This window comes from Caballeronia fortuita, from assembly GCF_001544835.2.
Classification (GTDB): Bacteria; Pseudomonadota; Gammaproteobacteria; order Burkholderiales; family Burkholderiaceae; genus Caballeronia; species Caballeronia fortuita.
Genome location: NZ_FCNX02000005.1, coordinates 296,725 through 320,032 on the forward strand (window position 1 = coordinate 296,725; position 23,308 = coordinate 320,032).

The window sequence follows — 23,308 nt, forward strand, 5'->3', positions numbered from 1 at the left end:
GGCGCACAAAAAGTGCTTGACATCCATCGGAATATCTCTAAAATGGGTCTCATGTTGCGACGCACCAATCGCAGTTAAACCTAGCCGGCCAGGTTTATCGCGCCGGATCTACCCAAACCACGACCCGCGTTTGATGGGTCGGCCATCAGGAGCCTGAGATGACGCTGTTGACCCCCGAGCAAATCGCCGCTGCACAGAAAGCCAACTTCGACACGCTGTTCGGCCTCACGAACAAGGCGTTCGAAGGCGTCGAGAAGCTTGTCGAACTGAATCTGCAAGTCGTGAAGTCCACGCTGGCCGAAAGCCAGGAAAACGCACAGCGCGCGCTGTCGGTCAAGGACGCACAAGAACTCCTCGCGCTGCAAGCCAGCCTGACGCAGCCGGTCGCCGAAAAGGTGCTGTCGTACGGCCGTCACCTGTATGAAATCGCATCGGCCACGCAAGCCGAATTCGCCCGCGTCGCGGAAGCGCAGTACGAAGAGCAGAACCGCAAGGTGCAAACGCTCGTCGACAACGTCGCGAAGAACGCGCCGGCCGGTTCGGAAACCGCTGTCGCCGTGATGAAGTCGGCCATCACCGCCGCCAACACGACGTACGAAACGGTTCACAAGGCAACGAAGCAAGCCGTCGAAATCGCTGAAAGCAACTTCAACGCCGCCGCCACGGCTGCGACGAAGGCCGCTACGCAAGCGACGGAACAAGCTTCGCGCGTCGCCAAGAAGTCGGTTGCCTAAGTCTTCTGCTTTCGGGCTTCTGCCCGGCTGACGCAGCACGCATCACGAGAAACCCGGCCATCGTGCCGGGTTTTTTGTCGTCTGTGCGCAGCCGATAAAAAAGGCGCGCTCCCGTGAAGGAGCGCGCCTTTTCGCTTTTCAAGCGCGAACGCTTACTTCTTGCGCTGCGGCGGCAAGTCCGTGCAGACGCCTTCGTACAACTCGGCGGCCATGCCGACCGATTCGCCGAGCGTCGGGTGCGGATGGATCGTCTTGCCGATGTCGGTCGCATCCGCGCCCATCTCGATTGCGAGACACACTTCGCTGATCAGATCGCCCGCATTCAGGCCGACGATGCCGCCGCCGATCACGCGATGCGTCTCCTCATCGAAGATGAGCTTGGTGAAACCTTCGTCGCGACCGTTGGCGATCGCGCGGCCCGACGCGGCCCACGGGAACACCGCCTTGCCGAACTTGATGCCTTCGGCCTTGCACTGCTCTTCCGTCTTGCCGGCCCACGCCACTTCCGGATCCGTGTAAGCGACAGACGGAATCTGCATCGCGTCGAAATACGCCTTCTCGCCGTGCGCCGCTTCCGCCGCGACGTGGCCTTCGTGCACGGCCTTGTGCGCGAGCATCGGCTGGCCGACGAGATCGCCGATCGCAAAGATGTGCGGCACATTGGTGCGCATCTGCTTGTCGACATTGATGAAACCGCGATCCGTCACCGCGACGCCCGCCTTGTCCGCGCCGATCTTGCCGCCGTTCGGGCTGCGGCCCACCGCGAGCAGCACGAGGTCGTAGCGTTGCGGCTCGCTCGGCGCCTTCTCGCCTTCGAACGTGACGTAGATGCCGTCTTCCCTGGCTTCCGCCTTGGTCGTCTTGGTCTTGAGCATCACGTTCGTGAAGCGCTTGGCGTTGAACTTCTCCCAGACCTTCACGAGATCGCGATCCGCGCCCTGCATCAAGCCGTCGAGCATTTCTACGACGTCGATATCCGCGCCGAGCGTCGAATAGACAGTCGCCATTTCCAGCCCGATGATGCCGCCGCCCACGACCAGCATGCGCTTCGGAATCTGACGCAATTCCAGCGCACCGGTCGAATTGACGACGCGCGGATCGTCCGGGAAGAACGGCAGTTTCACCGCCTGCGAGCCAGCTGCGATGATCGCCTGCTTGAACTTGACGACCTTCTTGCCGTCGGGACCGTTCACTTCCATGTGATTCGGATCGACGAATCCGCCGACGCCCGTCACCACTGTCACCTTGCGCGCTTTCGCCATGCCCGCGAGACCGCCGGTCAGCTTCTTGACGACGCCTTCCTTGAAGCCGCGCAGCTTATCGAGATCAACCTTCGGCTCGCCGAAACTGATGCCGTGCGCCGCAAGTTCGGCCGCTTCGTCGATGACGAGCGCCGTGTGGAGCAGCGCCTTCGACGGAATGCAGCCGACGTTCAGACACACGCCGCCCAGCGTCGAATAACGCTCGACAAGTACGGTCTTCATGCCGAGATCCGCTGCGCGGAACGCCGCCGAATAACCGCCGGGTCCGGCGCCGAGCACGAGCATGTCGCATTCGACATCGGCTGCGCCCGAATAGCTGCCTGCTTGCGGCGCGGGCGTCGGGGTTGCGGCTGCGGGCGCCGGAGCGGCTTTCTGAGGCGCGGCGGCAGGCGCGGATGCGCCGCCTTCGAGCGTCAGAACCAGCGTGCCTTCCGACACGTTGTCGCCGACCTTCACCTTCACTTCCTTCACCGTGCCCGATGCGGGCGACGGCACGTCCATCGTGGCCTTGTCGGATTCGAGCGTGATGAGCGACTGCTCCTTCTCGACCGTGTCGCCTGGCTTCACGTGCACTTCGATGACCGGAATGTCCTTGAAGTCGCCGATGTCCGGCACCTTCACTTCCTGCACGCCGCCGCCCGAAGCGGGAGCGGCAGACGCCGGTGCGGGCGCCGCGGCCGGAGCGGGAGCCGGCGAAGGCGCGGAAGCAGCGCCTTCGGTTTCGATCATCGCGATGACCGAGCCCTGGCTGACCTTGTCGCCCTGCTTGACCTTCAGTTCCTTGATCGTGCCCGCGACATCGGCGGGCACTTCCATCGTGGCCTTGTCGGTTTCGAGCGTGATGACGCCCTGTTCCTTTTCGATGACGTCGCCGGCTTTGATATTGACTTCGATGACATCGACATCGGTGAAGTCGCCGATGTCGGGTACTTTTAGTTCGACGAGACTCATGTTGTCCCCTAAGAGATGTGCGGATGGAACCTCGGGCTCACTTGCACGAAAGCCCGAGGTCCCGCCGTCGGCCGGATCCGAAGATCAGAGAATGACGCGACGGAAATCGCCCAGAATCGCCGACAGATAAGCGTTGAAGCGCGCGGCAGCCGCACCGTCGATGACGCGATGGTCATACGACAGCGACATCGGCAGCGTAAGGCGCGGCACGAACTGCTTGCCGTCCCACACCGGCTTCTGATAGCCGCGCGACAAGCCGAGGATCGCGACTTCGGGCGCGTTGATGATCGGCGTGAAGTGCGTTCCGCCGATGCCGCCCAGCGACGAGATCGAGAAGCAGCCGCCCTGCATCTGATCGGGCTTCAACTTGCCGTCGCGCGCGAGCTTCGACAGCTCCGCCATCTCCTTGGCGATATCGACGAGACCCTTTTTGTCCGCGTCGCGGATCACCGGAACGACGAGGCCGTTCGGCGTATCGGCCGCAAAACCGATGTTGTAGTACTGCTTGAAGACGAGCGTGTCGCCGTCGAGGCTCGCGTTGAAGTCCGGAAACTTCTTGAGCGCCGAGACCACCGCCTTGATGACGAACGCGAGCATCGTGAACTTCACGCCCGCTTTCTCGTGCTCCTTGTTGAGCTTCACGCGCAGTTCTTCGAGCTCGGTGATGTCCGCTTCGTCGTTGTTCGTGACGTGCGGGATCATCACCCAGTTGCGATGCAGGTTCGCGCCCGAGATCTTCTTGATGCGCGAGAGCGGCTTCGGATCGACCGGGCCGAACTTCGTGAAATCGATCTTCGGCCACGGCAGCAAGCCCAGTTCGCCGCCGCCACCGCCAGCCGGTGCCGCCGCCGCGGGCGCTGCGCCCTGACCCGACATCACGCCCTTCACGAATGCGGTGATGTCCTGCTGCGTGACGCGGTTCTTCGGACCCGTGCCCTTCACGCGCGACACGTCGACGCCGAGCTCGCGCGCGAACTTGCGCACCGACGGCGATGCGTGGCTCGACGTGCGCGTGCCGTCGCCGGCGGGCATGACGGGCGCCTGCGCGAGCGCGGACGGCGCTTCCTTCGGCGCGGGCGCGGGTTTCGCGGGCGCATCCGACGGCACTTCGGCCTTGGCGGGCGCGGGCGCGGGCGCGGGCGCGGCCGAGGGCGCCGGCGCGGCGGCACCGCCTTCGAGCACGAGGATCAGCGTGCCTTCCGAAACGGTATCGCCGATCTTGACCTTCAGTTCCTTGACCGTGCCCGACGCGGGTGACGGCACGTCCATCGTGGCCTTGTCGGATTCGAGCGTGACGAGCGACTGCTCCTTCTCGACCTTGTCGCCGACCTTCACCGCGATCTCGATGACCGGAATATCCTTGAAGTCACCGATGTCCGGCACCTTCACTTCGGTCGAGCCGCCACCCGAAGCTGCGGGCGCGGGCGCAGCAGCGGATGCCGGCGCGGGCGCAGCGGCCTGAGCGGGCGCAGCCGCCGGAGCCGGCGCAGCCGCCGCGCCGCCGCCTTCCAGCACGACGATCAGCGTGCCTTCCGACACGTTATCGCCGACCTTGACCTTCACTTCCTTCACGACGCCTGCCGACGAGCTCGGCACGTCCATCGTCGCCTTGTCGGATTCGAGCGTGACGAGCGACTGCTCGGGTTCGACCGTATCACCCACCTTGACCAGCACCTCGATCACGGGGATGTCCTTGAAATCGCCGATGTCCGGCACTTTGACTTCGATCGCTTGACTCATTATTAGTGTCTCCTGGGTCGCACGCGGGCCTCCTTCCGCTTCGGAAAGAGGCCGCGTCACAACGCACGGGGGCGATGCCTTTAGACGGTCATCGGGTTGGGTTTGGACGGGTCGAGGTTGTACTTCTTGATCGCCTCGGCGACGACCTTGCGCTCGATCGTGCCTTCGTCGGCCAGCGCGTTCAGCGCGGCCAGCGTCACCCAGTAGCGGTCGACTTCGAAGAAGTGGCGCAGCGCTTCACGCGTATCCGAGCGGCCATAGCCGTCAGTGCCGAGCACCACGAACTTCTGCGGCACGAACGCGCGGATCTGATCGGTCAGCGCGCGGATGTAGTCCGTCGATGCGATCACCGGACCCTTCGCGCCCGTGAGCAGCTTCGTGACGTGCGCCACGCGCTTTTCTTCCGTCGGATGCAGCAGGTTGTAACGCTCGACCGCCTGACCTTCGCGCGCCAGTTCGGTGAAGCTCGGCACGCTCCAGAGGTCCGATGAAACGCCCCAGTCGTCCTTTAGCAGTTGAGCGGCGGCGATCACTTCGTTGAAGATCGTGCCCGCGCCCATCAGTTGAACGTGCGCCTTGGCGGGCGCGTCGGACTTGCGGAACGAGTACATGCCCTTGATGATGTCCGCGGCAACGGCATCGCCTTGCGGGATCGCCGGATGCTCGTAGTTCTCGTTCATCACGGTGATGTAGTAGTACACGTCCTCCTGATCCGCGACCATGCGGCGCAGGCCGTCCTGCATGATGACGGCGAGTTCGTAGCCGAACGTCGGGTCGTAGCTCACGCAGTTGGGGATCGACGCCGCCCACAGCAGCGAGTGGCCGTCTTCGTGCTGCAGGCCTTCGCCGTTGAGCGTCGTGCGGCCCGCGGTGCCGCCCAGCAGGAAGCCGCGCGAGCGCATGTCGCCCGCGGCCCACGCCAGATCGCCGATGCGCTGGAAGCCGAACATCGAATAGAAGATGTAGAACGGGATCATGATCTCGCCGTGCGTCGAATACGACGTTGCGGCCGCGATCCAGTCACACATGCCACCGGCTTCGTTGATGCCTTCCTGCAGGATCTGACCCGTCTCCGATTCCTTGTAGAACATGAGCTGGTCGGAGTCTTCCGGCACGTACTTCTGGCCTTCCTGATTCCAGATGCCGATCTGGCGGAACAGACCTTCCATGCCGAACGTGCGCGACTCGTCCGGGACGATCGGCACGATGCGCTTGCCGAGCGCCTTGTCCTTCAGGAGGATGTTGAGGATCCGCACGAAGGCCATCGTCGTGGAGATTTCGCGCCCTTCGCCCGTGCCCTTCAGGAGCGGCTCGAACGCGGCGAGCGCCGGCACCGGCAGCGATTCCGCCTTCTCGCGGCGCGTCGGCAGATAGCCGCCGAGATCCATGCGCTTCTGGCGCATGTACTCGAGTTCCTTCGAGCCTTCCTCGAACGTGAGATACGGCACGTCGGCGATCTGCTCGTCGGTAAGCGGCAGACGGAACTGGTCGCGGAATTTCTTCAGCGTGTCGATCGGCAGCTTCTTCTGCTGGTGCGTGATGTTCATCGCCTGACCATGCTCGCCCATGCCATAGCCCTTGATGGTCTTGGCGAGGATGACGGTAGGCGCGCCCTTCGTCTTGGTCGCGGCGTCGAAGGCTGCGTAGATCTTGTGCGGATCGTGCCCGCCGCGGTTCAGGTTCCAGATGTCGTCATCGGACCAGTCGGCGACGAGCGCCTTCAGTTCCGGCGTGTTGAAGAAGTGCTCGCGCACGAACGCGCCCGACTCCGACTTGTACGTCTGGTATTCGCCGTCGACGACTTCCATCATGCGGCGCATCAGCGCGCCGGTCTTGTCGCGCGCGAAAAGCGCGTCCCAGCGGCTGCCCCAGATGACCTTGATGACGTTCCAGCCCGCGCCACGGAATTCGCTTTCGAGTTCCTGGATGATCTTGCCGTTGCCGCGCACCGGGCCGTCCAGGCGCTGCAGATTGCAGTTGATGACGAACACGAGGTTGTCAAGACGCTCGCGGCCGGCCATGCCGATCGCGCCGAGCGATTCCGGCTCGTCCGTCTCGCCGTCGCCGAGGAATGCCCAGACCTTGCGGCCTTCGGTCTTCGCCATGCCGCGCGCGGCCATGTACTTCATGAAGCGCGCCTGGTAGATCGCCATGATCGGGCCGAGGCCCATCGACACGGTCGGGAACTGCCAGAAATCCGGCATCAGCCACGGATGCGGATACGAAGAGATGCCCTCGCCGCCCACTTCCTGGCGGAAGTTGTTTAGTTGCTTTTCGGTCAGACGGCCGAGCAGGAACGCGCGCGAATAGACGCCCGGCGACGAGTGTCCCTGCACGAACACGAGATCGCCGCCGTGATCTTTCGACGGCGCATGCCAGAAGTGATTGAAGCCGACGTCATAGAGCGTCGCCGCCGATGCGAACGATGCGATGTGGCCGCCGACGTTGGTGTCCTTGCCCGCGCGCAGCACCATCGCGATGGCGTTCCAGCGCGTGTACGAGCGGATGCGGTGTTCGATGTCCTGGTCGCCCGGGATTTTGGCCTGCGACGCGACGGGGATCGTGTTGATGTACGGCGTGTTCGCCGAGAACGGCAGGTGCTCGCCATGTACGCGAGCGAATTCGATCTGTTTCTCGATCAGGTAATGCGCGCGATCAGGACCGACCGCGGAAATCACGCCGTCGAGCGCATCGAGCCACTCGGCGGTTTCCTGAGGATCGTCGTCCTTGGCGTTGGCGACATATTTGAGAACTTCGTCGGGTACAGCGGACATGCTCGTCTCCTGATGTGAGGAACACTCGATGAGAACCGTCGGCGCACGCCCGCGAACAGACACGGAAAGGCGGGCACTGGCCGCGTGCCGGCAATTCTAAAGAGGGTCCAGACCATGACGCAAGGAATTTTTCAAATCATGAGAGCTAATCTCACCATGCGAAAAATTGCTGCAACGCACCGTCCGGTAAGGCTTTTCTGTTCAGATGTTTCTCCTCCTTTTCCCGCAAACAAGCCATCTTTACCGTCTTTTTACGCCAATTAACAATCAGGTGCTGCGTTACAATCGCTTCCATGTTGACCGAACGGCTGATCAAACGCTCGGCGAGGTCCGCGCGCAAGCCGGCCGACGCCTCGCCCTCCCGCTGGCACCACGGACCGTGGTGGTCGAACTCCTATTTACTCACGCCGCTCATTTCGATCCTCGTATTTCTGGTCGTGATGAGTCTCATCCTGTGGAGCCTCAACCGACGCGAGCAACAGCAGCAGGAAGACACGCTTTATCGCAACGTCGCGTGGGCTCAGCAGCAAATTCGCCTGTCGATGACCGGCGCGCAGGAGCAGATTCAGGCGCTTGCGCGCGACATCGCGACCGGCCACGGCGATCCGCAGACCTTCCAGACTTCGTCCACCGACATCATGCAGGGGCATCCAGAGATCCTCTACATGAACTGGTACACGAGCGAGCATAAGCCGCGCTGGCCGAACACGCCGCTGCCCGTGCTCGGATCGCGTCTCGCCAAGCCGAACGACACGCAGATGGACGAGGCCGTGCAGGCCGCCTTCGACGAAGCGCGCACCACCCGCCGCCAAGTCTACTCGCCGTTGCTCTACGACGACCTGGGCAACGGCTATATCACGCTGCAAACGCCGGTTTTCCGCGACCGCGAGTTTCTCGGCTCGATCGCGGCCGTGTTTTCGATCGAAGGCATTCTCAAGCACGACATTCCGAGCGAACTGTCGGCGAAGTACAAGATTTCGATCACCGATCTAAACAATCGCGAACTCGCGACCACGTCGAGCCGTCCGCGCCTGCCGCGCGACATGTTCTACGACCTGCCGCTCGATCCGCCCGGGCAAGGCCTGTCGGTGCGCGTGTATTCGTATCCGCAGCTCACGAACTTCACCAACAACACGCTCGTCTGGCTCGTCGCCGGTTTGTCGTGCTTTGTGCTGTGGAGCCTGTGGAGCCTGTGGAAGCACACGCGCCAGCGCTTCGAGGCGCAGCAGGCGCTCTACGCCGAAGCCTTCTTCCGCCGCGCGATGGAAAACTCCGTGCTGATCGGGATGCGCGTGCTCGACATGCACGGCCGCATCACGCACGTGAATCCGGCGTTCTGCCGCATGACGGGCTGGGACGAGAGCGATCTCGTCGGGAAGAACGCGCCGTTTCCGTACTGGCCGCGCGACGCGTACCCGGAAATGCAGCGCCAGCTCGACATGACCTTGCGCGGCAAGGCGCCCTCTTCCGGTTTCGAATTGCGCGTGCGCCGCAAGGACGGTTCGTTCTTCCACGCGCGACTGTACGTGTCGCCGCTGATCGACAGTTCCGGCCGTCAGACGGGCTGGATGTCGTCGATGACGGACATCACGGAACCGAAGCGCGCGCGCGAAGAACTCGCCGCCGCGCACGAACGCTTCACGACAGTCCTCGAAAGCCTCGACGCCGCCGTCTCCGTGCTCGCCGCCGACGAAGCCGAGCTGCTGTTCGCAAACCGCTATTACCGGCATCTGTTCGGCATCCGTCCGGACGGGCATCTGGAGCTCGCGGGCGCGGGCTTCGACGGCTCGCAGAGTTCGTCGTCCGACACCATCGACATGGTCGATACCTACGCGGGCCTCCCCGCCACCGCGCTCACCGAAAGCTCGGCGGATGCGCAGGAGGTCTATGTCGAAGGCATCCAGAAGTGGTTCGAGGTGCGCCGCCAGTACATCCAGTGGGTCGACGGCCATCTTGCGCAGATGCAGATCGCGACCGACATCACGCAGAGAAAGCAGGCGCAGGAGCTCGCGCATCAGCAGGAAGAAAAGCTGCAGTTCACGAGCCGCCTGATGACGATGGGCGAAATGGCGTCGTCGCTCGCGCACGAGCTGAATCAGCCGCTCGCCGCGATCAACAACTATTGCTCGGGCTGCGTCGCCCTCGTGAAGTCCGGGCGCATGACGCAGGAAACGCTGCTTCCGGTGCTCGAAAAGACCGCGCAGCAGGCGGTGCGCGCGGGCATGATCATCAAGCGCATCCGCGAGTTCGTGAAGCGCAGCGAACCCAAGCGGCAGGCCACGCGCGTCGCGGATATCGTCGCTGACGCGGTCGGTCTCGCGGAGATCGAGGCGCGCAAACGCAAGATCCGCATCATCACTGAAATTCGCTCGCGGATGCCGGTGATCTACGTCGACCCGGTTTTGATCGAACAAGTGTTGGTCAACCTGTTGAAAAACGCGGCCGAGGCGATGCATGATGCGAAACCGAACGCCGTCGATCCGGTGATACGCGTGGTCGTGCAGCGCATGGACGGCGGCTTCGTGTGCATCAGCGTGGTCGACCAGGGTCCGGGCGTCGACGAGGCAACCGCCGAGCGCCTCTTCGAACCGTTTTACAGCACCAAGTCCGACGGCATGGGCATGGGGCTGAATATCTGCCGATCGATCATCGAGTCGCATCGCGGACGCCTTTGGGTGGTCAACAACGTCGAAGCGGACGGCCACGTGACCGGCGCGACCTTCCACTGCAGCCTGCCGATCGGCGCAGTGGACGGCAGCGGCGGCCCGGGCGGCACGGATGCGCAGGACGAACATACGAGACAACAAACAGTTACGGGAGAACTATGAGCACAGTCACCACTCAGGAAACCGTCTTCGTCGTCGACGATGACGAGGCCGTGCGTGATTCCTTGCGCTGGCTGCTCGAAGCAAACGGCTATCGCGTGCAGTGTTTTTCCAGCGCGGAATCGTTCCTCGATGTCTATCTGCCGATCGCCCATTCCGGCGCGATCTCCTGCCTGATTCTCGACGTGCGCATGGCCGGCATGACGGGCCTCGAATTGCAGGAGAAGCTCATCGCGGAGAACTCGCTTCTGCCGATCATCTTCGTGACGGGTCACGGCGACGTGCCGATGGCCGTTTCGACCATGAAGAAGGGCGCGATGGACTTCATCGAAAAGCCGTTTGACGAAGCCGAACTGCGCAAGCTCGTCGAGCGCATGCTCGAGAAGGCGCGCAGCGAAAGCACCAGCGTGCAGCAGCAGCGCGCGGCCGCCGAACGCCTCGGCAAGCTCACGGCGCGCGAGCATCAGGTGCTCGAGCGCATCATCGCGGGGCGCCTGAACAAGCAGATCGCCGACGACCTCGGCATCAGCATCAAGACGGTGGAAGCGCATCGCGCGAACATCATGGAGAAGCTCTCCGTGAACACCGTCGCCGATCTCCTGCGCCTCGCATTGTCGAATAAGCCGCAGCAGTAAGGCTTCGGCTCTCCCCTTCGCGGCCGGCATCGTCATGCCGGCCGCGCCTTTATCGGCGCGCTCGCGAGCGATTGCGCCCGGCTTTCCTTCCCTCCGAAGTTCGTTGAACGCCGAACTGAAAAGTGATATTGGCTGAATCACGCCGGATCACCAGCCGACTTCGTCGCTTCGATCGCGGCTGAGCAGAACGATCTCGCAACGATCTCGTAACGTCTCGCACGGGGGATTCGATGTCGAAACGAATTCGTGTCATTGGTTCGCATATCGGCACGGTAAGAGCGATCGCGTTCGCCGTCACGCTCGCCGCGATGCCGATCTTCGCCGCGTATCCAGCCGATGCAGCAGCGCAGAACGCCGCGCCCGCCGGCCAGAAACTCACGAATCAGCAGCTCGACGCCCTGACCGCGCCGGTCGCGCTTTATCCCGATGCGCTGCTCGCGCAGGTGCTGATGGCGTCGACGTATCCGTCGCAGATCACCGACGCCGCCGCGTGGTCGAAGGCGAATCCGAACGTCAAGGGCGACGACGCCGTGAAGGCCGTGCAAACCGAGCCGTGGGATCCGAGCGTGCAGTCGCTCGTCGCGTTCCCGCAGGCGCTCGCGACGATGGCCTCGAAAATCGACTGGGTGACGCAGCTCGGCAACGCGTTCATCGCGCAGCCGAGCGACGTGATGGACTCCGTGCAGCGTCTGCGGCGCGCGGCGCAAACCGCGGGCAATCTGAAGTCGAACGAGCAGCAGAAGGTGACGAGCGCGCCGGCGCCGGCGGGCAGCACGACGACCAGCACCACGGTGATCCAGATCGAGCCGGCCAATCCGCAAGTGGTCTACGTGCCAACTTACAACCCGACGGTCGTGTACGGGACGTGGCCTTATCCCGCGTATCCGCCGGTCTACGTGCCGCCGCCGCCCGGCTATGCGATGGCGTCGGCGTTCGTGGGCGGCATGGCGTTCGCCACGGGCGTCGCCGTCGTGAATTCGCTGTGGGGCAATTGCAACTGGGGTCACGGCGACGTCAACGTGAACGTGAACCGCTATAACAACATCAACACGAGCAACCGCATCAACGCGAACAGCAACAACGTGCGCTGGAATCGCAACGATCCCCAGTTCAACCGGACCAATGTCGCGGCGAACCGGCAGAACCTGAACAACACGAATCTCGGCGCGAACGGCAACCAGTTTCGCGGCCGCGAGGATGCGCGCGCGCAAGCCGCGCAGACCTTGCAGCAGCGCACCGGCCAGAATCTCAACGGATCGGCGAGTCAGCGCGCGCAGAGCATCCGCGAGGGCGGCGGCCCGAACGCGCGGACCACGAACGACCTGCGCCAGCGTTCCGAGAGCGTGAATCGCGATAACGCCCTGCGCGGCGCCGGCGACGGCAACGGCGCGCGGCAGGACATGCAGCGCGGCCAGGCGAGCCGGCAGTCGTTCGCGAATCAGTCGAACGAACGCGTCGGCGCGGGTGGCGGCGGCGTGCAGCGTCAGGCGGGTGGCGGTGGCGGCGGCGGCGGCTTGGGCGCGGGCGGCGGCGGCGTGCAACGCGGCGGCGGTGGCGGCGGATTCCAGGGAGGCGGCGGATTCCACGGCGGTGGTGGCGGCGGCGGGTTTCATCGAGGCGGCGGTGGAGGCTTTCGCCGTTGATGATCGAGTCCAACGTCAAACGCCGCGGACGCGGCGAACGCCAGATCCAGGAGCCCGACATGAAAACACTCGCCTCATCGAAGAAGCCTGTCCTGTGCGCTTTCGCGGCTGCGTCGCTCGTATTCGGCGCGTCGCTCGCGCACGCGCAGGCCGTGTATCCGACCGCCGAAGCGGCGGCGCAGGCATTCACCGACGCCATCGCGACCAACGACGAAACCGCGCTCGCCCGGGTACTCGGTAAGGATCATCGCCGATACGTGCCGGAAGGCAGCGTCGGTCAGGAGGATATTTACGCATATCTGGGCGCGTGGGCGCAGCAGCATCGCATCGTCGAAGATGAGCAGCCGGTCGATGGCCATCCGGCCGCGCACATCGAAGCCGGACCGGACGGCTGGACGCTGCCGATTCCGCTCGTGAAGGTCGGCAAGGGCTGGCGCTTCGACATGCGCGCCGCGCGCGACGAAGTGCTGACGCGGCGCATCGGGCGCAACGAGCGATCGGCGATGCAGGTCGCGCTCGCGTACGTTGCCGCGCAGAACGACTATCACAGGACGGCCGACCGTTACGCCGACCGCTTCGTGAGCACGCCCGGCAAGCACGATGGCCTCTACTGGGATACGGCGCCGGGTGAGCCGGAAAGCCCGCTCGGGCCGCTCGCCGCGACGATGCCGAACAAGCCGACCGACAAGGACGGCTACTACGGCTATCACTACCGCATCCTGACGTCGCAAGGCTCGAACGCACCGGGCGGCGCGAAAAACTATTTGCAGGACGGGCGCTTGACGCAGGGATTCGGCCTGATCGCGACGCCCGCGCGCTACGGTCAGACCGGCGTGATGACGTTCATGGTCAATCAGGACGGACAGGTCTACGAGAAGGATCTCGGACCGGCGTCGACGAGCGCGGCGGCGGCGATCAGGTCGTTCAACCCGGATTCATCGTGGAAGGTAGTGACGCCCTGAGCGCGCAAGGAAGAGCCGGACGAAGCCTGCAATACTACCCGGCGGTATAATTTCGCCCTTCCCCAGGGCGCATTCGCCGAACGAAGCGCCCCGCACCATGCGCGAGCGCCGCGCACCGCCGCCGTACGAAAGCGGCGGGCACGGCGTCGGCTTCATGCCCTCGCGCGCCCTCGCCCATCCTCGAATCGATTCGCCATGACCGCCCAAATCATCGACGGCAACGCCCTTTCCAAGACCCTTCGCGCCGATGTCGCCCAACGCGCCGCCGCCCTCACCGCCCGTGGCCACAAGCCGGGACTCGCCGTCGTGCTCGTCGGCGACAATCCCGCGAGCGAGGTCTACGTGCGCAACAAGGTGAAGGCGTGCCAGGACAACGGCCTGCATTCGGTGATGGACCGCTTCCCCGCGACGCTCTCCGAGAGCGAACTGCTCGCGCACATCGCGAAACTCAACGCCGATCCGTCGATTCACGGCATCCTCGTGCAACTGCCGCTGCCGGCGCATATCGACAGCCATAAGGTCATCGAGGCGATTGCGCCGGAAAAGGACGTCGATGGCTTTCACGTCGCCAACGCGGGCGCGCTGCTGACCGGCAAGCCGCTCTTTCGTCCGTGCACGCCCTATGGCGTGATGAAGATGTTCGAAGCGCACGATATCGACCTGAAGGGCGCGAACGCCGTGGTGATCGGCCGCTCGAACATCGTCGGCAAGCCGATGGCGCTGCTGCTGCTCGAAGCGGGCGCGACCGTCACCATCTGCCACAGCAAGACGCGCGATCTCGCGAAGCACACGCGCGACGCCGACGTGATCGTTGCCGCGGTCGGCCGCCGCGACATTCTCACTGCCGGCATGGTGAAGCCGGGCGCGACGGTCATCGACGTCGGCATGAATCGCAACGACGAAGGCAAGCTGTGCGGCGACGTCGATTTCGCGGGCGTGAAAGAGGTGGCCGGCTACATTACGCCGGTGCCGGGCGGCGTCGGTCCGATGACCATCACGATGCTGCTCGTCAACACGATCGAGGCAGCCGAGCGCGCGGCGCAGGCTTGATCCGCAAGGGCGCCGGTCCGGTACTAATCGGCCCCTTAAAAACAATCGATTGGAATTTGCCGCGCCCGCCCCAATAATCTCCAGAACGAGCCGGCGCGGGGCGCGACACCCGTGCGGCGTTATCCAACACCAGAACGGGAGAGCCATGAGCGATACCACGTCCAACACGAAAGCGGCCAATCCGCTGCTCGATTTCTCCGATCTGCCGCGTTTCGGCGAGATTCAACCCGCGCACGTTACGCCGGCGCTCGATGTGCTGCTCGCGAACGCAAAAGCCGCCGTCGACCGCGCGAGCGCGCCGGAAACGCCCGCGACATGGAAAGACGTCGTGGAGGCGGTCGAGCAGGAATCGGAGAAACTGTCGCGCGCGTGGGGCATCGTCGGCCATCTGAACGCCGTCGCCGATACGCCCGAACTGCGCGCCGCCCATGCGGAAAACCTGCCGCGCGTCACCGAATTCTCCGCGAGCGTCGGCCAGAATCTCGCGCTCTACGAAAAATACAAGGCGATCGCCGCCGGCACCGAATTCGCCGGTTTGTCGGCCGAGCGCAAGAAAATCCTCGAAAACTCATTGCGCGATTTCCGTCTCTCGGGCGCGGAATTGCCGGAAGACCGCAAGCCGCGCTTCGCACAATTGCAGGAAGAACAGGCGGCGCTTTCGAAGGCATTCTCCGATCACGTGCTCGATTCGACCAACGCCTACGCGTACCTCGTCACGCAGGAGCGCGAGCTCGCCGGCCTGCCCGATGACGTGATCGAAGCGGCCCGCGAAGCCGCGCAACGCGACGGCAAGGACGGCTGGAAGTTCACGCTGCATTTCCCGTCGTATTTCCCGGTGCTGCAGTATTCGGAACATCGTCCGATGCGCGAGGCGATGTATCGCGCGTACGTCACGCGCGCGTCCGAACTCGGCGCGACTTATGGCGACGGCAAGGCCGAATGGGACAACACGGCGAACGTCGTCGAGCATCTGAAGCTGCGCGAGGAAGAAGCGAAGACGCTGGGCTATCAGAACTTCGCGGAAGTATCGCTTGCGCCGAAGATGGCCGAATCGCCCGCGCAGGTCATCGCGTTTCTCGAAGACCTCGCGAAGCGCGCCCGGCCCTACGCCGAAAACGACTGGATGGAACTGCGCGCCTTCGCCGCGACGGAACTCGGCATGCCGGAGTTGCAGCCGTGGGATATCGCGTATGCGGCGGAGAAGCTGCGTCAGAAGCGCTATTCGTTTTCGGAAAACGAAGTGAAGCAGTATTTTCCGCAGGAAGCCGTGCTGAAGGGCCTCTTCAAGGTCACCGAGACGCTCTTCAACGTGTCGATCCGCCGCGACGAAGCCGCCGTGTGGAATCCCGACGTCCGCTTTTTCCGCGTCGAGCACAAGGACGGTACGCTCGTCGCGCAGTTCTACCTGGACCTTTACGCGCGCGAAGGCAAGCGCGGCGGCGCGTGGATGGACGACGCCCGTTCGCGCCACAAACGCGGCGAAGGTGGCGTGCAGACGCCGGTCGCGTATCTCACCTGCAACTTTTCGGCGCCCGTCGGCGGCAAGCCCGCCTGCTTCACGCACGATGAAGTCATCACGCTGTTCCACGAGTTCGGGCACGGTCTGCATCACATGCTGACGCGCATCGACGAACTGGGCGTGTCGGGCATCAACGGCGTCGAATGGGATGCGGTCGAGTTGCCGTCGCAATTCATGGAGAACTTCTGCTGGGAGTGGGACGTGCTGACCGACATGTCCGCGCACGTCGAAACCGGCGCGCCGCTGCCGCGCGAACTCTTCGACAAGATGCTCGCCGCGAAGAACTTCCAGAGCGGTCTGGGCACGCTGCGCCAGATCGTTTTTTCGATGTTCGACATGGTGCTGCACACGTCCTACGATCCTGCCAACGCGTCGCAGAACGTCAACGATCTCGCACGATCGATCAACGAGAAGTTCCATGTGATTCCGCAGGCGCCGTTCTCGCGCTGGCCGAACACGTTCAGCCATATCTTCGCGGGCGGTTATGCGGCGGGCTACTACAGCTACAAATGGGCCGAAGTCCTGTCCGCCGATGCGTACGCCGCGTTCGAAGAAGCCGCGAAGGCCGGCAACGGCTCGGTGCTCGACGCGGCCACGGGCACGCGTTATCGCCGCGAGATTCTCGAAGTAGGTGGAAGCCGCCCGGCGATGGACTCGTTCAAGGCATTCCGCGGACGCGAGCCGGACATCGACGCGTTGCTGCGTCATAACGGCATGTCAGGGCAGACGTTGCACTGACGCTTCGACTGAACGATGAGCGATATGGAACGCCGGCCTTGCGCCGGCGTTTTTTATCGGCTGATCCGGAAGTCCACTTCCGCTGGCCGCCCTTCCAGCGCCAATGTCGCGCGCACGGCGGGGCTTCGGCTGACCACCTTGCCGCGCCGGACGACCGCGGTGCGCGCCGCGCGCAGACGAATCGCCTCGACCGGATCGCGCGCATCGAGCACGACGCAATCGGCGTTGCAACCCACTTCGATGCCATACCCCTCCAGCCCGAGAATGCGGGCCGGATTTTTCGTGACGGCGTCAAAGCACGCGCGCATCGCGTCGACGCCCGTCATCTGCGCGACGTGCAGACCCATGTGCGCGACTTCCAGCATGTCGCCGGAGCCCAGGCTGTACCACGGGTCCATCACGCAATCGTGGCCGAACGCGACCGTGATACCCGCCGCCATCAGTTCCGGCACGCGCGTCATGCCGCGCCGCTTCGGATACGTATCCGAGCGCCCTTGCAGCGTGATGTTGATGAGCGGATTCGCGATCGCATTCACGCCCGCCTCGCGCATCAGCGGAATGAGCTTGCTGACGTAGTAGTTGTCCATCGAATGCATCGACGTGAGATGCGAGCCGGTCACGCGTCCGTGCAGGCCGAGCCGATGCGTTTCGGCGGCGAGCGTTTCGATGTGACGCGACATCGGATCGTCGGATTCGTCGCAATGCATGTCCACGCGCAAGCCCTGCTCCGCCGCGTATTCGCACAAGAGCTTCACCGATGCGGCGCCGTCGGCCATCGTCCGCTCGAAATGCGGGATGCCGCCGACGACATCGACACCCATGCCGATCGCGCGCTTCAGGTTCTCGAACGCGCCCGCGCTGCGCAACACGCCGTCCTGCGGAAACGCGACGAGTTGCAGATCGAGATACGGCTTCACGCGCCGCTTCACTTCGACGAGCGCTTCGACGGCGAGAAGGCGCGGATCGCAGACATCGACGTGAGAACGGATCGCGAGCAGGCCGCGCGCGACGGCCCAGTCGCAATACTGCAGCGCGCGCTCGACGAGCGCTTCCTGCGTGAGTTCGGGCTTCAACTCGCCCCACAGCGCGATGCCTTCGAGCAGCGTGCCCGAAGCGTTCACGCGCGGCAGGCCGTAGGAGAGCGTCGCGTCCATGTGGAAATGCGCGTCGACGAAAGGCGCGGTGACGAGCGCGCCGTCGGCATCGAGTTCCTCGCGCGCCGTCGCTGAAAGATGCGGCTCGATCGCGGCGATGCGCCCGGCTTCCATGCCGATATCGACGCGTTCGCGCGAATCCGCGAGCGCCGCTCGGCGAATGATCAAATCCATGTGCGAATCCTCCGTGCCCGGCTGTCCGTTCGTTTTTTCGATTGTATCGGGACATAAAAGCCGTGCGGCGTTCGATTCACCCCGTCACGCGATTGCGACCGATGATCGCGAAACTGAGCGGCAGCGAACCGCGCGGCATCGCGCGTTCGGTTGTTGGCGCAAGCGGCGCGCGATGAGAACGGTCACCGCGCTTCGGCGCCACGAGCAGCGTCGCACCCGTGAGCGCCATCATCCGTACGCTCTCGACCACGTCGTTGTCCTCGCCGATCAGAATGTGCACGCGCGCGCCACCGGGCGAGCAGATCGCGTAGCTCTCGTAGCGGCGGCCGTCGTCCGTGCGCCCGATCCAGCCGACGCCTGCCGCAACGCCGGTCTGTTCGACGGCGGCGGCGATGGCGTCGTCCTCCGGCGCACCGACGCCCGATTGCGGAAACAACGCCAGTTGCACGCCTTCTCGCGCCGCTTCGGCGAGCTTGCCGATAATGCGTGTGCGATTGCACGCGACGTCGCCAGACTGCGATGCAGGCGCAATCACGGCGATACGAAACGAAGTGGCATCCATGCGAGGCTCCGGCAAGAACTGAGGGATAGCCTCATTGAAACGCCCGCGCATTGATAAGTAAAATGAATGTTTCGATCGATTCGATCGCTAAATGGAATCGAATATCCGATGGAACTTCGACTTCTGCGCGCCTTCCTGACGATCGCCGATCTGCGCCATTTCGGCCGCGCTTCCGAAGCGCTGCATCTGAGTCAGCCCGCGCTCAGCAAGCAGATCGCCTCGCTCGAGGAAAGCCTCGGCGCGCGCCTTTTTGAACGCGGCCGTCACGGCGCGGACCTGACGACGTTCGGCGCGAGCTTTCTCGCCGACGCGCAGACGCTCGTGCGCGACGCCGACGCCGTGCTTGCCCGCGCGCGCGAGGCCGCGAACGGCACGCGCGGGTTTCTGCGCATCGGCCTGTGTCTGTCGACGCTCACGCATGTGCCCAAGTTGATCGCCGAGTTCCGCGCGCTCAATCCGGGCGTGAGCATCACGCTGCACGATCTTTCGTCGCATGAGCAGACGCGCCGCATCCTCGCAAACAAGCTCGACGTGGGATTCATGCGCATGCCCGCCGGCGCCGGGCTTGCGGGTTTCACCGTGCTCGATGAAACGCTCGCGCTCGCCGTACCCGAACACACGCGCTACAAGCGTCTGCCCGCGGACTTGAGCGAACTGAACGAACCGGGATTCATCGCGCTGGCGCGCGCGCGCGGGCCGGGTCTGGCCGCGCAGATCGATCGCTGGTGCGCCGGGCACGGCTTCGTGCCGCGCGTGATTCAGGAAGCGGACGATATCCAGTCCGTGCTCGCATCGGTGGCGGGCGGCGTGGGCGCGGCGTTTCTGCCTTCGCGCGCGCAATATCTGCTGCGCGATGCGCGCGTGCTGACCCTGCGCGATCAGGCCGCGCGATGGCGAGTCGGGCTTGCGTGGCAAGCCGAACGCGACGATACCGTGACGCACCGCTTCGTCGCGTTCATGAAAGCGCGCGTGAAGGAACTGAAGGCGCGCACTACGCTCGACGGTTGAGCTTCGCGAGCAGCATCGCTTTGACGGCGGGCCATTCGTCGTCGATGATCGAAAAGCGCACCGAGTTGCGTTTGCGGCCATCGGGCATGATGCGCTCGTGCCGCACGATGCCCTCCTGTTTCGCGCCGATGCCGAGGATCGCCGCGCGCGATTTCTCGTTGAGTTCGTCGGTGGTGAATTGCACGCGCACGCAGTGCATCGCTTCGAACGCGTGTGTCAGCAGCAGAACCTTCGCTTCCGTGTTGATGCCCGTGCGCTGCGTCGATGCGGCTAGCCACGTATGGCCGATTTCGAGCTTGCGGTTTGCGCGATCGATCTTCCAGTAGCGCGTGCTTCCGACGACACGATCATCGCCGGTTCGGACGATCACGAACGGCATCACCGTGCCTGCATCGCGGCCGGCGAGCGCGGTGTCGATATAACGGTCGATCGTGTCTTCGTTCGGGACGACCGTCACGCTGAGGTTCCAGAGCTCGCCATCGGCGGCGGCGTCGAGCAAGGCAGCGCGGTAATCGCGTTGCAGCGGGCGAAGCGTTACGTGCTCGCCTTTCAAAGTTGGCTGGCTCATTGGTTGTCGGCAGGGTTTGTCGTGAGACGACATCTTAATTCGACGCGGTATCCGACGCCTACGGGGCCCGCGAGCCGATATCCAACGCCCGTCTCCGCCACGATATGCACGGGCTCCGCGGGATCGTGTTCGAGCCGTTGCCACAATGGCCCCCGGCCTACCCGTCACAGGTGACTCGATATCTCGTCCAAATTCCCATAGAGCGATTGAGTGCTCGTATGCGTCACCTGAACGCAAGTGCATCACGTCCGCAACGCGTCGCCGACGGGAACCAATGACGGAGTACCACATCGCCCATTTGCCGATTCAGCACACTATTCATGCCGGGTTTCGCCTGGCGATGCAAGGGATGCCTCGTTCGCAGACGAGGACTCACGCCGAAGGCCCGCGTCAACCTATTGAATAGGATGAGAACATGGACGTCAAACCGCAACGCCTCACCGGTCAGGAAGCCTTTTGGGGCAACTACAAGCCTACGGACTCCCAACTGAGTCTGATGAACAAGAGTCCGCTGCTCGTCGGGCAGATTCAGAACGCGAGCGATCAGGTCAAGTCGGGGGAAATCCAGCCACTCAACGTGTCAGACGAGGTAGGCACTGCCTTCACGTCTCACGACGGGACCCAGATCGCGCTCAATCCGAGCTATACCACCGGTAGCGACGCGAACTTCGTAGGTGTTCTCGCGCACGAACTAGGCCATACATTGAATGTGCAGAAAGACGCGAAGTTTGAACAACAATTCGCGACTCACCCGCGTGATCCAGAAGCGTTCAACTCAGCCGCCACGCCCAAGGGCATTGGTCAAACCGAAGCGGAATTGAACAAGTGGAAGGTCAGCAACGAGATACAGCAGAACACGACAGCACCGGGCCATCCCGGCACCTCGATCGTCGATCACCGGGACCCAACCTTTGCTGGATTCGACAACGTGGCAAAAAAATACGCGAATGCGAATTTGACACCCCAGCAGATGGATGATCGCATCATCGGAGAAGGCTCGTCGTCTTTTTTCACCGGAGGTAACGGATACAACTTCAGTCAGTACGAGCATGCCGGTCACAATAATTCCCAAGGCGCGGCCCCAACAGAGCCCGGCAATCCGGCCTCAGTCACATTCGGGATCGACAAGGATGGGAACGTCGCATCCGCGCGCCAGCAATGGAATTCCGGCGACACCTCCACGCAGACCTACAAGGACGGCAAGCTGCAATCATCGCAGACCGTTGATCCTCAAGGCAATCCGCTGCGCACCGCCAACTACCAGCACAATGCGGACGGCAGCTACAACATGAACGTGACGGACGGCAGCGGGCGAAAGATCCAACAGAGCGAATTCAATCCCGACGGCTCCGGTATCGAGCGCGGTTTCAACGCGGACGGTTCACGCCTGGAAACGCAGTTCGACAAGAAAAACCAGACCACGAACATGACGTCCTTCGACCCGCAGGGACGCGAAACCCAGAAGGACTATTTCTCGCGCGTGGATCCAAAATTGGTGTATGACAACCTTCCCCCAAACGTCACCCCCGAGATGATGGACGACCTTCCCGCGGTCTCCCGCAACACGAATCAGATCGTGAATCATCCGGACGGAAGCCGAACGCTCTACTCCTTCAACGATAACGGCAAAGTCGGCATTCAGGACGAGTACGACGCCAATGGGCAGAAGACGGCGATGCACGCCTACGACTCCGACACGGGACGCCTGAATTTCGACACCCGCTATAACGCGGACGGTAGCCGCACATTCACAACGGTGGGGGCGAATAACCAGGGTACGCGCGTCGACGTCGGCAAGGACGGCGAGCGAGGCGCGCCGCAGAACATTTCCTTCACGCCTGACGAAATGACGTCGTTCAAGCAATTGGCCGACGACGCATCGAAGATCGGACCGCCCCAGCCGGTCGGTTCAGACATCACGCTCGGAGGACAAAAGAACTATTTCGATCCGGCCAATAACCGGCGCACCAATCAGGTCGTCACGAATCCGGATGGCAGTCGCACGCTCTTTTCGTACAACATGGACAACATGCCCGCGCTGCAGTCTCATTACGGGCCTGACGGACGTCCAATCAAAACGACGTACTTCGATCAACGCGGCGCTCCATCCACCGAAATCGACTATGGCAAGGACGGTGGCCGAGTCGTACGCACGACGGACTCGGATAAGAGTCAGGAGTTGACCTACAACGCGCAGAACCAGTTGACGCAGCGCAAGGATACCGGTGGCGACGGGTCGGTGACGGAGGTTTATGACCCGTCGACCGGGCGAGTGACCAACAAGAATGTACTGAACGCCGATGGCAGTCGTCAGCTCTACTCGATGAATGACCAGGGCAACGTTGGCTCGCGTACCGAGTTTGACGCGAACGGCGATCGCACGAGATCTACCGTTTACGATTCCAAGGAAGGATCGGGAACGCTCACCAATGTGAACTACAATTCGGACGGCAGTCGGCAGGTCGACAAGTATGAGGGAGGCAATGTCACCAGTTACACAGCCGACAGCAACGGCAGTCTGCACGACAAGCAGACCACGCCGATCGGTCAACCTGCGTCAAGGCAGCTGGACGCCTGGAAAACACAGGGTTCCGGCAATTCCGCGGCGGCCGGTTCATCCGGGCAGGCGAATGCTGCAAGCGATGGCCAGCAGCCCGCTTCGGCTTCGGCAGGCAACGCGCAGTTGCCTGATTCGGCACCCGACACACAGCAACCCGCGTCGGCAAGCAGCGCTCCGCAAGCCGATGCCTCAAACTCTGGACAGTCGGACGCAAACTCATCCGTAGCAGGTCAATTGCAAATGTCCTCCGCGTCCAACGCAAACGGCGATGCTGCGAGTCAATTCCAATCCGACTCGGCGCAATCTGAGAACCAGCCAAGCGCGAGCAACAACGCCGGCACGACCACGTCTGAGACGCCGGCTCAAAGCCAGAGCGCCGAGCAACCCACGGGTTGACGATGCATCCGCTTGATCCAAATTTGCTAGCGGGTATCCGCGCCGCCCATGCG

15 protein-coding genes are annotated in these 23,308 nt (G+C 63.4%); 9 read left to right on the forward strand and 6 right to left on the reverse strand.

What is annotated here, in order from left to right; genetic code table 11:
* Positions 1 to 158 precede the first annotated feature (158 nt).
* Positions 159 to 734 (forward strand): phasin family protein, encoded by a 576-nt coding sequence (locus AWB77_RS12445; protein WP_014190976.1) that lies wholly within the window; start codon positions 159 to 161, stop codon positions 732 to 734.
* 152 nt (positions 735 to 886) lie between these two features.
* Here the strand turns inward: AWB77_RS12445 and lpdA are convergent, their stop codons facing one another.
* The 3 genes from lpdA to aceE form a co-directional block, all read right to left on the reverse strand.
* Entirely contained in the window at positions 887 to 2,947 is a 2,061-nt protein-coding gene (gene lpdA / locus AWB77_RS12450; protein ID WP_074168880.1) for a dihydrolipoyl dehydrogenase, read from the reverse strand.
* 84 nt (positions 2,948 to 3,031) lie between these two features.
* Positions 3,032 to 4,687, reverse strand: a complete 1,656-nt coding sequence (gene aceF / locus AWB77_RS12455) for a dihydrolipoyllysine-residue acetyltransferase (protein WP_061134727.1) — start codon at positions 4,685 to 4,687, stop codon at positions 3,032 to 3,034.
* Positions 4,688 to 4,767: 80 nt separating this feature from the next.
* Positions 4,768 to 7,461 (reverse strand): pyruvate dehydrogenase (acetyl-transferring), homodimeric type, encoded by a 2,694-nt coding sequence (gene aceE, locus AWB77_RS12460; protein ID WP_061134728.1) that lies wholly within the window; start codon positions 7,459 to 7,461, stop codon positions 4,768 to 4,770.
* Positions 7,462 to 7,754: 293 nt separating this feature from the next.
* Here aceE and fixL point away from each other — a divergent pair, with 293 nt between their 5' ends.
* From fixL to AWB77_RS12490, 6 genes are all read left to right on the forward strand, one after another.
* On the forward strand, positions 7,755 to 10,289 hold the full coding sequence (gene fixL, locus AWB77_RS12465; RefSeq protein ID WP_061134729.1) for an oxygen sensor histidine kinase FixL: 2,535 nt from the start codon (positions 7,755 to 7,757) through the stop codon (positions 10,287 to 10,289).
* The gene (fixJ, locus tag AWB77_RS12470) at positions 10,286 to 10,921 is read left to right on the forward strand and encodes an oxygen response regulator transcription factor FixJ (protein WP_008350478.1); all 636 of its coding nucleotides are present in this window, start codon (positions 10,286 to 10,288) and stop codon (positions 10,919 to 10,921) included. Before fixL ends, fixJ begins: the two co-directional genes overlap by 4 nt.
* Positions 10,922 to 11,151: 230 nt before the next feature.
* On the forward strand, positions 11,152 to 12,564 hold the full coding sequence (locus AWB77_RS12475; RefSeq protein ID WP_167354137.1) for a DUF3300 domain-containing protein: 1,413 nt from the start codon (positions 11,152 to 11,154) through the stop codon (positions 12,562 to 12,564).
* 59 nt (positions 12,565 to 12,623) lie between these two features.
* Positions 12,624 to 13,526, forward strand: a complete 903-nt coding sequence (locus AWB77_RS12480; RefSeq protein ID WP_244158526.1) for a DUF2950 domain-containing protein — start codon at positions 12,624 to 12,626, stop codon at positions 13,524 to 13,526.
* Positions 13,527 to 13,721: 195 nt separating this feature from the next.
* A complete protein-coding gene (gene folD / locus AWB77_RS12485) occupies positions 13,722 to 14,576 on the forward strand; it encodes a bifunctional methylenetetrahydrofolate dehydrogenase/methenyltetrahydrofolate cyclohydrolase FolD (protein WP_061134731.1) in 855 nt (284 codons plus the stop codon).
* 145 nt (positions 14,577 to 14,721) lie between these two features.
* The gene (locus tag AWB77_RS12490) at positions 14,722 to 16,833 is read left to right on the forward strand and encodes a M3 family metallopeptidase (RefSeq protein WP_061134732.1); all 2,112 of its coding nucleotides are present in this window, start codon (positions 14,722 to 14,724) and stop codon (positions 16,831 to 16,833) included.
* Positions 16,834 to 16,886: 53 nt separating this feature from the next.
* On the opposite strand, the gene AWB77_RS12495 is transcribed toward AWB77_RS12490, so the two are convergent.
* Both AWB77_RS12495 and AWB77_RS12500 read right to left on the reverse strand, forming a co-directional pair.
* The gene (locus tag AWB77_RS12495; protein ID WP_061134733.1) at positions 16,887 to 18,161 is read right to left on the reverse strand and encodes an amidohydrolase family protein; all 1,275 of its coding nucleotides are present in this window, start codon (positions 18,159 to 18,161) and stop codon (positions 16,887 to 16,889) included.
* A gap of 76 nt (positions 18,162 to 18,237) precedes the next feature.
* On the reverse strand, positions 18,238 to 18,723 hold the full coding sequence (locus tag AWB77_RS12500; protein ID WP_061134734.1) for a carbon-nitrogen hydrolase family protein: 486 nt from the start codon (positions 18,721 to 18,723) through the stop codon (positions 18,238 to 18,240).
* A 108-nt stretch (positions 18,724 to 18,831) separates the two neighbouring features.
* On the opposite strand from AWB77_RS12500, the gene AWB77_RS12505 reads away from it, so the two are divergent.
* Entirely contained in the window at positions 18,832 to 19,731 is a 900-nt protein-coding gene (locus tag AWB77_RS12505; RefSeq protein WP_061134735.1) for a LysR family transcriptional regulator, read from the forward strand.
* On the opposite strand, the gene AWB77_RS12510 is transcribed toward AWB77_RS12505, so the two are convergent.
* Entirely contained in the window at positions 19,715 to 20,299 is a 585-nt protein-coding gene (locus tag AWB77_RS12510; RefSeq protein WP_061134736.1) for a GNAT family N-acetyltransferase, read from the reverse strand. The two genes, AWB77_RS12505 and AWB77_RS12510, sit on opposite strands and share 17 nt — an antisense overlap.
* A gap of 415 nt (positions 20,300 to 20,714) precedes the next feature.
* On the opposite strand from AWB77_RS12510, the gene AWB77_RS12515 reads away from it, so the two are divergent.
* The gene (locus AWB77_RS12515) at positions 20,715 to 23,255 is read left to right on the forward strand and encodes a hypothetical protein (protein WP_061134737.1); all 2,541 of its coding nucleotides are present in this window, start codon (positions 20,715 to 20,717) and stop codon (positions 23,253 to 23,255) included.
* Positions 23,256 to 23,308: the final 53 nt, after the last annotated feature.

What these genes read in the sequence shown, in the direction of transcription:
- AWB77_RS12445 (WP_014190976.1), top strand. Translation starts at nt 159, where the DNA reads ATGACGCTGTTGACCCCCGAGCAAATCGCCGCTGCACAGAAAGCCAAC.
- aceE (WP_061134728.1), bottom strand. Translation starts at nt 7,461, where the DNA reads ATGTCCGCTGTACCCGACGAAGTTCTCAAATATGTCGCCAACGCCAAG.
- AWB77_RS12500 (WP_061134734.1), bottom strand. Translation starts at nt 18,723, where the DNA reads ATGGATGCCACTTCGTTTCGTATCGCCGTGATTGCGCCTGCATCGCAG.
- AWB77_RS12490 (WP_061134732.1), top strand. Translation starts at nt 14,722, where the DNA reads ATGAGCGATACCACGTCCAACACGAAAGCGGCCAATCCGCTGCTCGAT.
- folD (WP_061134731.1), top strand. Translation starts at nt 13,722, where the DNA reads ATGACCGCCCAAATCATCGACGGCAACGCCCTTTCCAAGACCCTTCGC.
- AWB77_RS12480 (WP_244158526.1), top strand. Translation starts at nt 12,624, where the DNA reads ATGAAAACACTCGCCTCATCGAAGAAGCCTGTCCTGTGCGCTTTCGCG.
- aceF (WP_061134727.1), bottom strand. Translation starts at nt 4,687, where the DNA reads ATGAGTCAAGCGATCGAAGTCAAAGTGCCGGACATCGGCGATTTCAAG.
- fixL (WP_061134729.1), top strand. Translation starts at nt 7,755, where the DNA reads ATGTTGACCGAACGGCTGATCAAACGCTCGGCGAGGTCCGCGCGCAAG.
- AWB77_RS12505 (WP_061134735.1), top strand. Translation starts at nt 18,832, where the DNA reads ATGGAACTTCGACTTCTGCGCGCCTTCCTGACGATCGCCGATCTGCGC.
- lpdA (WP_074168880.1), bottom strand. Translation starts at nt 2,947, where the DNA reads ATGAGTCTCGTCGAACTAAAAGTACCCGACATCGGCGACTTCACCGAT.
- AWB77_RS12475 (WP_167354137.1), top strand. Translation starts at nt 11,152, where the DNA reads ATGTCGAAACGAATTCGTGTCATTGGTTCGCATATCGGCACGGTAAGA.
- fixJ (WP_008350478.1), top strand. Translation starts at nt 10,286, where the DNA reads ATGAGCACAGTCACCACTCAGGAAACCGTCTTCGTCGTCGACGATGAC.
- AWB77_RS12515 (WP_061134737.1), top strand. Translation starts at nt 20,715, where the DNA reads ATGGACGTCAAACCGCAACGCCTCACCGGTCAGGAAGCCTTTTGGGGC.
- AWB77_RS12510 (WP_061134736.1), bottom strand. Translation starts at nt 20,299, where the DNA reads ATGAGCCAGCCAACTTTGAAAGGCGAGCACGTAACGCTTCGCCCGCTG.
- AWB77_RS12495 (WP_061134733.1), bottom strand. Translation starts at nt 18,161, where the DNA reads ATGGATTTGATCATTCGCCGAGCGGCGCTCGCGGATTCGCGCGAACGC.